This window comes from Trichocoleus sp. DQ-A1 (assembly GCF_039961955.1).
Lineage (GTDB): Bacteria > Cyanobacteriota > Cyanobacteriia > Cyanobacteriales > FACHB-T130 > FACHB-T130.
The window spans coordinates 73,745-90,021 of sequence record NZ_JAMPKE010000019.1 but is presented as its reverse complement, the minus strand read 5'-3'; the positions used below and the strand labels follow the sequence as shown (position 1 = coordinate 90,021).

General features: G+C 44.7%; 10 protein-coding genes. 4 read left to right on the top strand and 6 right to left on the bottom strand.

The annotated features are described in order from the left end of the window. The first annotated feature begins 50 nt into the window (after positions 1–50). Positions 51–620: a GNAT family N-acetyltransferase gene (locus tag NDI33_RS18025; RefSeq protein ID WP_190673387.1), complete on the top strand. Its 570-nt coding sequence runs from the start codon at positions 51–53 to the stop codon at positions 618–620. Between the two features lie 110 nt (positions 621–730). On the opposite strand, the gene alr is transcribed toward NDI33_RS18025, so the two are convergent. Then, entirely contained in the window at positions 731–1,969 is a 1,239-nt protein-coding gene (alr, locus tag NDI33_RS18020) for an alanine racemase (protein ID WP_190673384.1), read from the bottom strand. A 486-nt stretch (positions 1,970–2,455) separates the two neighbouring features. Between alr and NDI33_RS18015 the strand changes: the two genes are divergently transcribed. Next, a complete protein-coding gene (locus NDI33_RS18015; protein ID WP_190673382.1) occupies positions 2,456–6,463 on the top strand; it encodes a PAS domain S-box protein in 4,008 nt (1,335 codons plus the stop codon). Between the two features lie 350 nt (positions 6,464–6,813). Here the strand turns inward: NDI33_RS18015 and uvrA are convergent, their stop codons facing one another. From uvrA to NDI33_RS18000, 3 genes are all read right to left on the bottom strand, one after another. After that, positions 6,814–9,816 carry an excinuclease ABC subunit UvrA gene (gene uvrA, locus NDI33_RS18010; protein ID WP_190673379.1) on the bottom strand — a complete coding sequence of 1,001 codons (3,003 nt, stop codon included), beginning with the start codon at positions 9,814–9,816 and terminating at the stop codon, positions 6,814–6,816. 287 nt (positions 9,817–10,103) lie between these two features. After that, positions 10,104–10,640, bottom strand: coding sequence for a hypothetical protein (locus NDI33_RS18005; protein ID WP_190673376.1), 537 nt, complete (start codon positions 10,638–10,640; stop codon positions 10,104–10,106). 392 nt (positions 10,641–11,032) lie between these two features. Next, positions 11,033–13,306 (bottom strand): glycosyltransferase, encoded by a 2,274-nt coding sequence (locus NDI33_RS18000; protein WP_190673373.1) that lies wholly within the window; start codon positions 13,304–13,306, stop codon positions 11,033–11,035. Positions 13,307–13,532: 226 nt separating this feature from the next. On the opposite strand from NDI33_RS18000, the gene NDI33_RS17995 reads away from it, so the two are divergent. Beyond that, positions 13,533–13,964, top strand: coding sequence for a DM13 domain-containing protein (locus NDI33_RS17995; RefSeq protein WP_190673370.1), 432 nt, complete (start codon positions 13,533–13,535; stop codon positions 13,962–13,964). Positions 13,965–13,989: 25 nt separating this feature from the next. Continuing rightward, the gene (locus tag NDI33_RS17990; protein ID WP_190673367.1) at positions 13,990–14,694 is read left to right on the top strand and encodes a DUF4079 domain-containing protein; all 705 of its coding nucleotides are present in this window, start codon (positions 13,990–13,992) and stop codon (positions 14,692–14,694) included. 155 nt (positions 14,695–14,849) lie between these two features. Here the strand turns inward: NDI33_RS17990 and NDI33_RS17985 are convergent, their stop codons facing one another. Then, positions 14,850–15,341 carry a hypothetical protein gene (locus NDI33_RS17985; protein ID WP_190673365.1) on the bottom strand — a complete coding sequence of 164 codons (492 nt, stop codon included), beginning with the start codon at positions 15,339–15,341 and terminating at the stop codon, positions 14,850–14,852. Positions 15,342–15,545: 204 nt separating this feature from the next. Next, complete coding sequence (locus NDI33_RS17980; RefSeq protein WP_190667499.1) at positions 15,546–16,193, bottom strand: HAD family hydrolase; 648 nt, start codon at positions 16,191–16,193, stop codon at positions 15,546–15,548. Between the last annotated feature and the right edge of the window lie 84 nt (positions 16,194–16,277).

Below are 16,277 nucleotides of genomic sequence, written 5' to 3'. Positions count from 1 at the left end.
AATCGTTTTTCACTTCCAATTAATATATCTTTTTTTATAAGAATACTGGAATGAATTCGGAATTTAAGCTAATTTATACGCCTAGATTGTTATTACGGATGGGAACTCAAGAAGATGTGCCTGAGATTGTCAAATTTTACCGGAATAATCAAGGGCATCTATCTCCCTGGCAACCTTTTTGGCCTGATAATTTTTTAACCCATGAGTTTTGGCAAGAGCAAGTTGAGAAAAACATTAAAGAATTTGAATGCGATCGCTCTTTAAAATTATTTATTTTCAAGAATGGGAATTTCTCAGAAATTATTGGCAATGTTAGTTTTCACGGGTTTATGCGGGGTGCTGCCCAATTTTGTTATTTGGGCTATAATTTAGCAGAATTTGAACAAGGTAAAGGGTATATGACGGAAGCATTGCACTTTGCCATAAATGATGTCTTTGCACAATTAGATATGCACCGGGTGATGGCAAATTATCTACCCCACAATCACCGGAGTGCTAATTTACTGAAAAAATTAGAATTTGTTGTTGAAGGATATGCTAGAGAATATTTATTTATTCAAGGTGAATGGCAAGACCATATCTTGACCAGCTTAACGAATAAAAATGGGCAGAGGAAATGAATTTTTGTCTGCCACTATTCTTATTCTCGGCTATTCTTATTCTCGGTAGGGGTACGGCAGTGCCGTACCCCTACATCTAGAAGGAACGACTTGCGAGTTGTCAAGTTGCGTCAAGACGGTGTAGCCTGTTCTGATTCCAGGGGTTGACCAACTGCCACGCGAGGGAGGCGATGCTTGAAGCCGCAGAGAATTTCCCAGGAAATCGTGCCTAAAGTCGCCGCCCAGTCATCCGCAGAAATTTCGGCGTTTCCTTCTTGCCCCAGCAGAGTGACGACTTCGCCAGTTTGTAAATCGGGGATTGCGCTGACATCCAGCATTAGCTGATCCATTGTAATCGCGCCGATTTGCGGCACCTGCTGACCTCGGAGCAAAACTTGCATTTTGTTGGAGAGATTGCGGGGAACCCCGTCGGCGTAGCCAATGGCGATCGCGGCGAGGCGCATATCCCGGCTAGCAACGAACTGATGTCCGTAGCTTACTCCCGTACCTGCTGAAATATTTTTTACTTGCGTTACCCGTGCTTTTACTTTCATGACGGGTTTGAGGTCGATGACAGACTTTAGATGGGGCGCGGGGTAAAGACCGTAGGTTGCTAAACCCACTCGCACCATGTCGTAGTGTAAGCTTGGGTCGCTTAAAGCGGCAGCTGAGTTGGCGAGGTGCAGACGGGGAGGCGTCATTCCAGTCGTTTTGATAAGAGCGATCGCTTCCTCAAATCTGTCTTGTTGCTGTCTCATTCCCGTGGGATCTGGACTGTCAGCCGTTGCTAGATGAGAATAAATACTGGCAATTTTGAGATAGGGCAATCGCTGCACCAAGGAGACAAACTCCGCTGCTTGCTGCCAGGGAGTGCCTAGGCGAGACATCCCGGTATCTAATTTTACATGAACCGCTAAAGAACGATTTAAAGTGCCCAGTGTCTCGGAAAAGACTAAAGCTTGCTGAGGCGTGCAGAGAGTCGGCTGCAAATCCCAGTGAGCGATCGCTTGCACTTGCTCAGACGTATTACTGGCACCTAAAATCAAAATCGGTGCCTGAATCCCGGCTTCTCGCAGTTGAATTCCCTCTGGAATCGTGGCAACACCCAGCCAACTTGCACCGGCTTGGCAAGCAATCTCGGCAACCGTAATCGCACCATGACCATAAGCATCCGCCTTCACCACCGCCATTAGTGCCGTTTTTGGGGAGAGAAAACGCCTCAGCTGCCGCACATTATGAGCTAAAGCGGCTAAATCAATTTCTACCCAAGCCCGTTCCTTGAGCGCTGTAAAATTTTCTCGCTGTATTTGGGAAAGATTGGGGTACCCAGAGGAAGGCATCCCGACAGGAGTCGGCTCCCAACTTAGCATTAGACTCACTCCTCACTCACTCACACCTGTTAGTTTAGGACTTACGCCTTCAAGCCATTACTACACTATTGGTATATCTAGCTTTAGCGTTCATCGATTCCGTCTAGAGAAAACTCTAGGAGAAGTCCTACAGTTAACAACTTAGAGTGAGCGATCGCGTCCGGATCGTCAAGTAGTTTCTCGTTGTTATTGATTAGAGACTGTAGCTGTCGTTCTGAACGCAGCTAGGATGTTGGCATCCAACCCTAACCTTCCTCCTGTTGGGTTTCGGGGTTTTCGCCATCCAGGGTGCTTCTCGAACACAGCTTGTTGACGCAGTATTTAGCGATCCCGCTTTTCGTCAAACGTCTGGAGGTAGATTTTGGCAGAAATCGTATCGAATGCCGAGTTTACGAGGAACAATAAAGGAGATAATTTGACTTCCCCTCTCAACACTTAGCTAGGACGGGTCAACCCGCCTTTACAGGACGGACTCAGCACTAAAGCATGAGACTGCGAACGAAGACACTAATGGTCATTGGCGCGACACTCGTCGGTCTGGTAGGGGTGCTATATGCTACCTCTTCCATCGTTTTGTTGCGGAGCCTCAAGCACGCTGAGGATCAAAATACCCGTCAGATGGTTAAGGCAGTTCTGAATGTTTTTGCCCAAACTGGCGATGACTTTAGTTCTGGATTTCTCGATTGGTCGGCGTGGGATGACACCTACAACTTTATTAACAACCCAAACCAAGCTTATCGGGAGTCGAATCTAAATCCAGAATCGCTCTACAACTTGCAGATCAACTTGGTGCTGTATATCAATAACAGCGGTGAAATTGTCTTTGGGACTGGGTTCGATCTGAAAAGTCAGAAAAAAACACCGATTCCACCGGCCCTCAAAGAACACCTGGCTCTCAACGACCAGCTTTTAGAGCGTCCCAATTCTCATCGCATCCTGTCGGGAATCATTCTGCTTCCGGAAGGGCCAATGCTGGTTAGTTCGCAGCCGATTTTGCCTTCAAATGGCAAAGGTTCTATCCGAGGAACTTTGATCTTCGGGCGCTATATAGACGATCGAACGATCGAGAAGTTGGCAAGAATTAACCGTTTGCCCGTGATGATGTACGGGATGAACGATTCTCAAATGCCTGCTGACTTTCAAGCCGTGCGTTCTGCTTTTTCAGAACAACGCCCAATTCTGGTGCGATCGCGCAATGAAGACACGATTTCTGGATACGCCCGGATTAAAGACATTTATGGCAAACCGGCTTTGCTGTTGCGGGTGGATGTCCCCAGAGAAATCTACAGGCAAGGAAAGATTCGCCTAGTCTATCTCATCTTGTGTCTGTTGGTAGTAGGACTGGTATTTGGTGGAGTGACGCTGCTGCTGATAGAGCGATTGGTGCTATCTCGGTTGGCAGCTTTGAGTGGGGAAGTTCGGAAAATTGGCGCGAGTAGCGATCTTTCGCTGCGGGTATCGACTCCCGGAAAGGATGAATTGTCCAGCTTGGCACTGACGATTAATGGGATGCTAGAAGCGTTGGAAAAATCTGGACGCGATCGCATTGAAAGCGAAGAACGTCACCGCGCCGTGGTTGAGCAAGCTTCAGAAGGGATTGTTCTGATTGATGCTCGCTCTTCTCAAATTCTGGAAGCCAATACTGCCTTTAATCGCTTGCTCGGTTACAGCCATGAAGAAATTCTACAGCTGACCCTTTACGATCTCATTCCCCACACCCAAGACAGCGCTGACTTAAATATCAACCAAATCCTAGCTGATAAACAGCACTACCTAGGCGAACGACGCTACCGGCGTAAAGATGGAACGCTGGTGGATGTGGAAGTGAGTGCCAACTCGATTTCCTATGGTGGCAGAGAGGTCGTGTGTGGCGTGGTTCGAGATATTAGCGATCGCAAACAAGCCCAAGAAGAAATCCGTTTGTTGCAGACGACGACGCAAGCGATCGCGGATGCCTCAGATTTTCACTCAGCTTTGCAAGTCACGCTGGGCAAGGTTTGCGAGACAATCGGCTGGAGTTTTGGGGAAGCTTGGATTCCCCACCCAACGGGTGACTTTCTCGAATGCAGTCGGGGTTGGTATGGCGGTAAGGAGAAAGTATCCCCCGCCTTGAAGAAATTCAGACACTTCAGCCAGAAGCTCACTTTTGCATCCTGGAACGGATTGCCGGGACGAGTTTGGTCATCGCAGCAGCCAGAGTGGATTGATGATGTTTCAATTCAGCCACCAGCCGTTTTTGATCGTGTCGCAATTGCACGAGAAAGCGGATTGAAAGCAAGTTTCGCCATTCCGATTATTGCGGCAACGTTTTGGGAATCGTCCCCCCTGCCGATTCAGGACGGGCAAAGCGCTGGGGTGCCCCTACAGCAGCCACAAGTGCTAGCTGTTCTGGTTTTCTTCAGCTTCGACAGCCAGGAAGAAGACCGGCAGATGGTGGAGCTAGTATCGGGCGTTGCGGCTCAGCTGGCTTCCGTCATTCAGCGCAAGCAGACGGAAGCCGCACTCCAAGAAAGCGAGACTCGGCTTTGCAGACAGCAGCGGGCGCTGATGGAACTGGCTACGTGTCAGGCTTTATACACGGGCGATTTGAGCGCGGCTTGGCAGGAGATTACCGAGACAGCCACAAACACACTGGGCGTCGCACGAGCAAGTATCTGGCTTTATCAACAAGAAATCGTTGAGACTCAGGAACCGGCTTCTACCACATCCCAACCCAATCCAAAATTGCTCTGTGTTGACTTGTACGAAGTCACTCAGGAGCGGCATAGCTGGGGCATGGAGCTGTACCGAGTAGACTATCCGGGCTATTTCCAAGCACTAGAAGAGGAACGCGCGATCGCGGCTTCTGATGCCCATACCGATCCTCGGACGAAGGAGTTTTCCGCGGCTTATTTAGCTCCTTTAGGCATTGCTTCGATGTTGGATGTCCCGATTCGGGTAGGTGGACGGACGATGGGGGTGCTTTGTCTGGAACACATGAGTACGCAAAGGCAGTGGGCGTTGGAGGATCAGAACTTTGCGACTTATTTAGCGTATATGGCTGCTTTGGCAATGGAAGCGAGCGATCGCAAACAAGCAGAAACCGCCCTCGCTAACAGTGAAGCGAAATTTCGCTCGCTGATTCTCAACAGTTCGGATCTGATCGCCATTTATGACGCAGATGGCATTACCCGCTATCAAAGTCCTTCGATTGTGAGTATTTTGGGCTACCAACCAGAGGAATTGACCGGGGTACACACCTTAGGCATGATTCACCCAGAGGATCGTCGCCGCGTTTTAGAAGCTTTCCATGAGGCGCTTAACAACCCTCAGAGTGTTTTTTCCATCGAATATCGTTTTCCCCGAAAAGACGGCTCCTGGTGTTTTCTAGAATCAACTGGGAGCAATTTGCTAGCCGATCCCTTCGTGGCAGGCATCGTTGTTAATTCCCGCGACATTACCGAGCGCAAGCAAGTGGAAGGCGCACTTCGGCAAGCCGAAGAACGATATCGCAGCATCTTTGAAAACGCAGTTGAAGGCATTTTTCAAACGACACCGGATGGACGCTTCATCAGTGCGAATCCTGCCCTCGCACGCCTTTATGGCTACTCGTCCCCGGAGGAATTAATCGCCAATGTGACGAGCGTTGAGCGGCAACTTTATGTTGATCCAAACCGACGGACGGAATTTATTGCTGCCATGCAAAAGTATGATTCTGTATCTCGGTTTGAGTCTCAAATTTACCGCCAGGACGGCAGCACTATCTGGATTTTGGAAACCGCCCGCACGGTTAAGAATTCTCAAGGGAGAATCCTTTACTACGAAGGCACTGTCCAAGATATTACCAATCGCAAGGTCGCAGAAGAAGCACTGCGCTATCAACAGGAACAATCGGAACTGCTGCTGCTCAATATCTTACCTGCCCCGATTGCCGAGCGATTAAAACTTCAGGAAAGCACAATTGCCGATAGCTTTGCCGAAGTTACCGTTTTGTTTGCTGATATTGTTGGCTTTACCCAACTTTCTGCCGATACATCACCCACCGAACTCGTCGAATTACTCAACAAGATATTTTCTGCGTTCGATCGCCTATCCGAACTGCATGGTTTGGAGAAAATAAAGACAATTGGGGATGCCTATATGGTTGTCGGCGGTTTGCCAATGCCCCACAACGATCATGCCCAGGCGATAGCTGACATGGCGCTGGATATGCAAGATGCGATCGCGCTATTTAACCTCAAAAATGCGAAAAATTTTCAGATTCGAGTCGGCATTAGTACGGGACCCGTCGTTGCTGGCGTCATTGGTATCAAAAAGTTTATCTATGATTTGTGGGGCGATACGGTAAATACAGCTTCTCGGATGGAATCTCACGGTCTTGCGGGTCGAATTCAAGTCACTGCCACTACCTATGAGTTATTACGAGACGAATATGTTTTTGAGGAACGGGGTCTTATCCATGTCAAAGGCAAAGGTGAGATGACAACTTATCTTCTAATTGGCAGAAAAACTTGACTTACTTTGCTTTCAATATTGCAGTTCTCGGTTGGGTGCGGTACATCTGTAGGGGTATGGCAATCAAAAGCCCCTACCGAATGTTAGCGAAATGTTAGCGAGTAGGTTGGGTTAAACAACGGTGAAACCCAACCATTGTTTATGTGTTTTGGGTTAAGGAAAAAAAACAACCAACGCAAGTTTTAGATTTTCAGCTATCAAAGCCCATTGCTGAATTCCTTTAGTTACTTCCTTAAGAAAATTCACCTTTTTCCAGACAGGCATCTGGCGAAAAGCCAGCATTAAAAATCTGTCAATTTTTAGACTGGTATTGCGCGATTGCGGTTAGTAGATTGACAAATTAAAAGTTGTCATTTTGGGGGATGCTGCTGCAACACTTGTTTCAAATATTGCCCGGTATAAGACCTCGGATTCTCTGCCACTTTTTCTGGCGTTCCCACCGCAATTAACTCTCCACCTTTATTTCCGCCTTCCGGTCCCAAATCGATAAGCCAATCGGCGCAACGAATTACATCTAAATTGTGTTCGATGACTAAAATTGAATTGCCTTTATCTACCAATCTCTGTAACACATCTAGCAACTTGTGGACATCGTAAAAAGATAAACCCGTTGTCGGTTCATCGATTAAATAAAGCGTCTTCCCGGTAGCACGACGAGAGAGTTCTGAGGCTAACTTCACTCGTTGCGCTTCACCACCGGAAAGAGTAGGTGCAGTTTGCCCTAAGCGGATATAACCGAGTCCCACATCTACTAAAGTTTGCAACCGTGTTGATGCTTTAGGGATATTTATAAAAAATTCCAAAGCTTCTTCTACGGTCATGTTGAGAACATCAGAAATCGACTTGTTTTTGTACTTGACTTGTAAAGTTTCTCGGTTGTAGCGATCGCCTTTACAAACTTCGCACTGCACGTATACATCAGGCAGGAAATTCATCTCAATCACATTCACGCCTTGTCCGCCACAAGCTTCGCAGCGCCCACCTTTAACATTGAAAGAAAATTGCCCCGGTTTGTACCCTCTCGCTTTTGCTTCTATTGTTTGGGAAAACACATCTCGAATTGCATCAAAGATACCCGTATAGGTAGCTGGATTAGAACGAGGGGTGCGTCCAATTGGAGATTGGTCGATGACAATTGCTTTATCAATTGCGTTCAATCCCTTGATGGCTTCCAAATGTTTCGGGAAGGGAACTTTGCGGGTGAGGTGGTGTTGTAAGGCTGGGTAAAGTAATTCGTTAATTAGAGTAGATTTGCCGGAACCAGAAACGCCGGTGATGCAGACAAGTTTACCCAGTGGAATTTCGACATCTATATTTTGTAAGTTGTTGCGGTAGGCATTTTTGAGAATTAGCGATCGCCCATTTCCCTCTCTCCTCTGTGCAGGGGTTTCAATTACCTGCCGTCCCGACAAATAAGCACCTGTTAGAGAATCTTCTGCTGCTAACAAGGTCTCCAAGTCACCTTGAGAAACAATTCTTCCGCCATGAACGCCCGCACTAGGACCAATATCAACAATGTGGTCAGCCGCACGAATCGTTTCTTCATCATGCTCGACCACAATTAATGTATTGCCCAAATCTCGGAGTTTAATTAAAGTTTGCAGCAAGCGTCCATTATCTCGCTGATGCAGTCCGATACTCGGTTCATCTAACACGTAGAGGACGCCGGTTAAACCCGAACCAATTTGGGTTGCAAGGCGAATTCGTTGCGCTTCTCCGCCCGAAAGTGTCATTGCCGGACGGTCAAGCGTCAGATAATCTAAGCCAACATCGAGGAGAAATTGCAGCCTAGCTTTAATTTCTCTAAGTACCAAATCGCCTATTTGAAACTGGCGATCGCTTAATTTCAAATTATTAATTCGTTCTCGACTTTCCCCAATATCAACACTTGTCAAGTCGAGCATCCGATACTGTCCCAATCGCACAGCCAAGGCTTCCGGTTTCAATCGCTTTCCGGCGCACACTTCACACGGCTGCTCGACGAGATATTGCTCCATTTTTTGTTTAATGAGTTCGGAACTGGTTTCATCGTATTGTTTCTGGAGGATAGCAATAACGCCTGCATACCGTCTAAAATCATTTCGACTTTCGTTCCAGATTGATTTGTCAGCACCATGCATAATGATGTGCTGCTGTTCTGCTGTTAGCTGATTCCAAGGTGTCTGAATTTCAAAGCCATACGCTTGTCCGACATTGTATAGAAGGGAGAGATAGTAAGAATTATCCTTTTCTGACCAAGGCGCGATCGCAGCATACACCGGCGACTCCGGAAAAGGTACCAATAACTCTGGTGAAAATGTCCGCAAGCTACCCAATCCGTGACACTGAGGACAAGCACCATAAGGGGAGTTAAAGGAGAACAATCGCGGAGAAAGTTCATCCATCACCGCCCCATGTTCCGGGCAAGCAAAGTTTTCTGAAAAGACTAATTCATTGGAGCTTTCTTGATAGGAATTATCAGCCTTTGGAGAATTTTCTTGCCCAGTTTCGTTTTTTGTGGTATTTTCTACATAAGAATTATTTAACTTGTCGGATTCTTTTGGTGTTGATGTATCATTTAATACCTCAATGACCGCAATTCCACTGGCATGACGCAGACAAGTGCTGAGAGAATCGGTTAGACGCTCCTGAATACCGGGTTTCTTAATCAGTCGGTCAACGACAATTTCAATCGTGTGTGTATAATTTTTATCTAATTCAATAGAATCCGACAGTTGAAACACCTCTCCATCAACTCTGACGCGAGCAAATCCTTCAGAAACCAGGCTGGAGAGCAATTTTTGATGGGTGCCCTTTTTGCCGCGCACCACAGGCGCTAAGATTTGGAAACGGGTGCCATCGGGCAGTTCCAGGATGCGATCGCACATTTCATCAATCGTCTGAGGTGCAATCGAGCGATCGCACAGAGGGCAGTGAGGCTCACCCGCGCGTCCAAACAGCAGCCGCAAATAGTCGTAAATCTCAGTTACCGTGCCAACCGTTGAGCGGGGGTTGTGAGAGGTTGATTTTTGGTCAATTGAAATTGCCGGACTCAGTCCCTCAATCGCATCCACATCTGGCTTATCCAACTGCCCCAAGAATTGCCGCGCATAGGCACTCAGGGACTCCACGTAGCGCCGCTGTCCTTCTGCAAAGATGGTATCAAAGGCGAGGGAAGACTTGCCGGAACCAGAGACGCCAGTAAAGACAATTAAGCGATCGCGCGGTAGTTCCAGATCGATATTCTTCAGGTTGTGCTGCCTAGCGCCGCGAATGCGAATCGCGTTCTGGCTGTTTTGATTTACACCCGTGGAATGGTGCCCATTTGAGGACTCAGTTGGTAAAGCATCCGAAAGATTGACACGGTCAGACATGAGGGCAGAGCGAAACAGTGCTTAACGATCTTAGCGCTGGCAAGAGGCTGCGCTGGATGAGTTAGCCAATTAATCAATTTATCGCTAACCGGGCGGGTAACTCAGCGATCAACCAAGCGCTAATACATCTTCATACAAGGTTGCGATCGCGCACCTAAAATCAACGCTAGCCAAGTGAACTTCTTCCTCTTCGCCATAGCGTTCGCCTCTGATTGTTGAATTAATTTTGCACAGTTAATTATTAAAAGTTTTTCTTTATCTTCCTAATAACTGGTTGGTAGGTCAGATCAAAAGGTTATGTAAAGGCCTTTTTCTGCCTCCGCAGCTTTCCAAATCATTTTTAACGACTCATTCAATTCACAAAAAAGAGCCGGTCTTATCTCAAGCATTTTTGTTAGTAATTGTAAGTTGTCTTGAACTTGCCTTGTTGACTGGAAATAAGCTCCCATTTTTCCGGCATCAAAATAATTACCTTTAGGGCCAAAAGGAGTACCTAAAATGGCAAAATCTTTTCCGCATTCTCTTTTGAGAATATTTTGGATATTTTCCCACATCGCTCCAAGACCAATGTCATCTTGAGGGTCATAGAACTTCGTGAGTGCGAAGTCGCCATACTGGTGAGGATCTTTCGGTTCCACCATAGTTTCCCACGAAGTGCTTAGAGCTTCACCCTCATAGGGGTCTTTTAGGAAATTTAGATTTTGCTTAATAAAGTTCACTAGCCTTTCATTATTATTAGTCAGCAGGGCGTTTTCTAGAATATTACCCAATTCATCTACAAAAGCATCATAGTTAAATACAAACGCCTTATGTTCCATTGGCATATTTGATTGCTCCTATCAATTTTTAGGACAAATCTCTTTTGTTTTATAGATATCTGGCCAGTAGACTTGCCAGTAACAGAATCGTAAGTGCCTGTACAGAAATAATTACATACCTTTATCTTGCTACATAAGGTTTTTAATAGCATTTAATGTGTAATTAATTTCGCATATCCTTTTATCAGATACAGAAAGGTCGATAGCGATCGCCCTTTTCGATCCACGAATGCACTTCACCTTTTAAAGTAAGATAGGTCGAAGAATATCCCCCAAGTTATTAACGATTGTAAAGACAAGATTAATCGTGTCTCTACTGTGTTTTCATTGAGTCCTTTAATCAAGAGCGAGGGAGTTTATGAGGACAGCCCTCTCTCGCTTCTGAAATTAGCAAATATTTATATTTTAGAAACCGCGATCGCTTTTACTTCTCCCTCCCTATCAAACAAAACTCGTGGACGAAGTAAAATCTTGAAAATCAGCAACAAAGAACCAAATTCTCCAGGAGTCTCCCGGCGTTTCCATTGACCTGGGCGGCAAAATAGCATTTCTACCAGACGCCGATATTGTTTGAGGTTTAATTTCTCAAAAGCCACTTGCACCGTTGGATACTCATCTCTAAATCCTGTGTGGATAATTTTGCCTTGCAATTCTAATTTTTCTTCCATAATTTCTAATGTCACTGGCAACATTTCACTGGTATCATTCGCTAGGCCTCCGTTGGTTAAGGCAATTTGGGCACCTGCTTCCGAAATTATTGTGGTAATGCCCCAAAACTTCTGCCCAGCAACATTCAGGCGGATTACCCTTCGTAAATCAAACCATTCATAAATATCTGGTTTAGGGACATCTAATAAAATTAACAACGCAATGCCAATCATTAACAAGTTATAACCGCTCCAAATCCAACCCAAACCGATACCTTTATACACTTCAGTTGCTCCGTAAGCTTCTAGCCTTTGCCAATTACCCGTTATTATGCACATTCCTAAATTTCGCCACAAACTGACAGCACTTGCTATAAACAAAATAATCAAAGGCCATGCTAAATTCCAGTTAAAAGAAAAACGATCGCGTGATGTTCCCTTAGGCGTTACCTTAAACTCTTTAGAAAAAGGCTTCAGCATTGCTTGAAGTACAGTTAGTGCTAAAGGAATGCAAAGCACCAACGTGTAAACATCCGTGAGCAAAGCTGATCGAGAACGATAATTTAACCAGGAAAAAACTGAAATTTGCACGACATAGTAAGGGAAAAAATAATATAATAATTCACCAGTCATTGCCCGAATAGGAATAACACCGAAAAACGAATAAGCCAAGGGTATAAACAGGAAATAAACCCGCGACAAACTGGTAAACCAATGTAATAATCCTTCTAAATGAGCCAGTCTTTGCAAAGGGCTAAGTCCCGGAATTGTTAACGGATTTTCCTTAATAAAGAATGCTTGTAAAGTGCCTTGTGCCCACCGTAGCCGCTGAGTAGCATAAGCGGCAATATTTTCTGCGGCTAATCCAGCACTTAACTTTTCATCTAGGTAAATTAATCGGTAGCCTTGGGCTGATAAACAAATACCAGTGAAGTAATCTTCGCTCAAGGAATCGGTGGCAAAGCCACCCGCTGCTTCTAAAGCACTACGCCTAACAATGAAAGAAGTTCCAGAACAAATAACACTACCCGCTGCATCCCGAATCGGTTGAATTTGCCGGTAAAACACTTCTTCTTCTGGCGTTAGGACGTTTTCTAATCCTAAATTGTAGGCAATTGGATCGGAGTTATAAAAGCTTTGGGGTGTCTGTACCAGAGCAACGGTTTCATCTTGAAAAAAACCTACAGTGCGAGTGAGAAAGTTTTTGGTCGGAATAAAGTCTGCATCAAATACAACAATTAATTCCCCCTTCGTTTGAGGAAATGCATGATTTAAATTCCCGGCTTTTGCCTGTCTATTATCAAGTCTTGTTTTATATTCGCAGCCTAAACTTTCAGCCAAAGTTCGCATTTCTGGGCGTCTTGTATCATCCAGTAAATAAACTGTTTTATTGGGATAATCTAAAGCTTGGCAACCAATAATTGCGCGTTTAACAATAAATACAGATTCATTGTAAGTGGGAATAAAAATATCAACGGTTGGCATAAAGCTGCCATCAATCACACTTTTTGCCATCTGGTCTGCTTCACGATGTCGCTCCTTTACGTTTAGCATCAAAAAAAGCTGGATCGTACTACTACTTAACATCAACATTTCCAGGAAAAATAATCCCAAGCTGAAAACACCATTTAGAGGGTCAGCAACATTCAGAGTAGAGAGCGATCGCCATACAATATATCGACCCGTTAACCCCAGCAAAATCCCCACTACAAGAAACCGAGACCAAGCGTCGGTTTTTGGAGAGATTTTCATTACTATCAAAACAATTACTAGCAGAGCAACCGTAGGAACTAGCAAGTATTCACTCTTCATGGGCGCTTGCAGCCACATGGGTGGATTCTCTTGTAAAGTATTGAGTTCGGCAAATATCTGACTAATTTTCCCTTCACCAGCAAACCACGCAGTAGCGATCGCAGCTGCGAAGACAACAATTCCTACCATGAGCAGCGTTGCCATCCGAAGGCGGAAAATTCGTTTTAGGACTTGAAGCTTTGAGATTTTATTTTTAATGTATGAAGTCGTCATCGCTGTACTTTCCTAATTCAAAGTTGTTTGATAATCAGTTAATTTTAGGTTTCATTGAAATTAATAGTAATATACTAATTTCCAATTAAACACAAATTAAAAAAATATTAGATAATACGTAATATCGTTTTTTATAGTAATTACAACTTTTATCTATGCTCTAAAGTTTTACTTAATTACTAAGGGTTAATAAGACTGTTTAAACACCAGATAAGCTTAGTAATCATTGAAGCTAAAAGGTAATACAATAGAAGCCAATTTTAATCAGCCAAATGTTCAGCCTGCACCATTAACTGGCTCATCTGCTACATCGGTAGCACAGACGCCTACAAAATCTGGGACTTTTCAGGGATCAGAACATCATACCCAAGGAACTGTGCGCTTGGTGACAGAAAATGGAAAACGCTATCTGGAGTTAGATCGAGCTTTCAAAACTGACAATGGCCTGGATTTATTCGTCATTCTGTATCGTTCTGAAAAACCTCCAACAAATGGCATTAAAGAGAAAGATTATGCAAGTATCGGTCGCTTGCAAAAAATAAGTGGTGTTCAACGCTATGCTATTCCTGCTAGTGTCAATCCAGCAGAGTTTGAATCGGTGGTGATTTGGTGTCGCTTATTCAACCCTACCTTTGGCTTTGCCCCTTTCAGTAGTTAAAAAATCAACGCATACTGAGGTTGTTATGGAAATTGCAGATTTGGCGGCTTTAATTCATCCTGCGATCGCAATTGCAGTCGTCTTCCCTCTGATTGGCATTGTCGTCAACCGCGCTTGGCAGACTCGCCAACGCCGCTTGCAAAATTTAGAAGGCAAAAGTAAAATTCCGCTAGTAGTTGGGCAAGAACACGTCCAATTAGGCAAATGGCTTTCTGGTGCCATTGTTGGAGTTACCCTTATCGGACTTGCTTATCCAATTTTTGAGCATATTTTGAGCAAGCAAATCTGGAGCCAGAAACCTTTTCAAGTTGTCTTTATCGTCCTAATGTTTGCGGCTACCATTGGCTCCTTAGTATTGCTCTACAAAGCCAAACAACGGCTCTGGCGCGGCGTTTTTGCAACTTTAACCGGCGCAGGTTTAATTATTCTCAGCTTCCAAGAAGGCGTTTATCGTCGAGACAATGAGTGGTTGGTGTTTCACTACTACATCGGCATCGCAGCGGCAATGCTGATGATTTTTTCGTTAGCAATTATTGAAGATATCTACAAAGATCGGTTAAATCGCTGGCGCACCATTCACATCATTTTGAGCTGCATTGCACTCTTAATGTTTGTAGGACAAAGCATGACTGGTACGCGAGATTTACTAGAGATTCCCTTAAAGTGGCAGAAACCTTATGTGGATCAACTTTATATCCAGCAGTGCAACAGTCAGCCTTGCACCATTTAAGCAACACCCGCAAGAAATCAAGTTCTAGTAAGACTACAAAATTAGCGCGATCGCTCCCATCAAACTGCTTTAATGTTGGTCGATGCTCTTTCTTCCTAGTCAAATGGAACGAAGGATTTTTCTTAGATGCTTTTGTCGTGTGATTTTTATGAAAACTAAGCGCTGAACAGCTTGTATAAAAACTCCTTAGATTTTTTGGCTTCAATTTTAAAAGGAATTATGCATAAAAGACAACCAAATACAAACATCCCAAGGGGCATCAAACCAGCTATGCCCATTCGACTATCTGATAGCAATGCCAATAGAAATCCTACTCCGATGCTGCCAGTCATACTCAACCAGTAGCCCATAAATATTAATACAAAAATATGCAATTTCATCGTTATATTAATTGAGCAACCAATAACTTGAGGGGAAATTTTGCCTTTAATAATTGGTAAAAATGAATTTCGGGTATGGATAATTCTAGATATTTGGAAACTATCATCATAAATTTTACCTTCATAGGGTTTATGCGATCTTGATGCCGAAGACCAAGAATTTCTAAACGTCTTAGGCGGTTCAATGACATCAGCCAATATTCTCTTGACTTGCTCTGCATCTAGATTAGTTGTAATAGTGAAATTTTCATAAGGTAGAAAAGACATCTATGACTCCTTGTTGACGAGTTACGCGATCGCTCCAAGCAAGTAGAAATGATGCAGTAGCATGGCTCGATTAGCACAGTTGCTCTTGAGTCACGATGGTGAAACTACAGGCAGTAGCACTTGAGAGAAACGATCGCTGGCCGTATCGCGCTATACGTGGCTTTTCGCTGCCACAACTACACTGTTACATCATGTCCCAACCCTCTACTCAGTGCGCTTTAAAAAAATGCCCTTGAGTCCAGCTGCTTTTGCTCCTTGATAGTCCTCTTTATGACTGTCGCCAATGTGCCATGCTTCCTCAGGCGAACAGTTATGTTTCTCCAACGCAGCGGCAAAAATTTTGGGATTGGGTTTGGCAGCACCGATTTCCGAGGAAATGGTGACAGAGGTAAAAAATTCAATTAAATTCAGTGATTGCAAAACCGAGTAGATGCGGGAATCGAAATTTGACAATACACCCAGCTCAATCTCCATTTCCCGCCATTTTTCCAAAGCTGTAAGAACATCGGGATAAACAAACCAAGGTTCAGCAGTGGAAAAGTAGGCGTAGAGTTCGTTAAAAAAACTCGGAAAGTTAGAAAATTTGGGCAAGACGCCAACTTGTCCAAATGTAGAAAGCGCGATCGCTTTCCACCACTCAAATTCCCGATCCGGGATTTCTTGGGGTTCTGCGCTTGGAAAAACTGGCGGCGGTGCGGCTTTAAAGCTTTGGTAAAAGGCTGGATTCACCACCTCAGCAGAGACTTGAACGCCAAACCGACTAGCGATCGCGCTATACGCCTCTCCTACACTACCTCTTACACCAAACATGGTGCCCACGGCATCGAGAAAAATAACTTTGGGGCGCTTCATGCTACCTTAGCGTTCCATCTCAAGATCGCAAACCCAACAAAACCACCGATTAGATTCATCATCATGTCATAAATCCTATCTCAG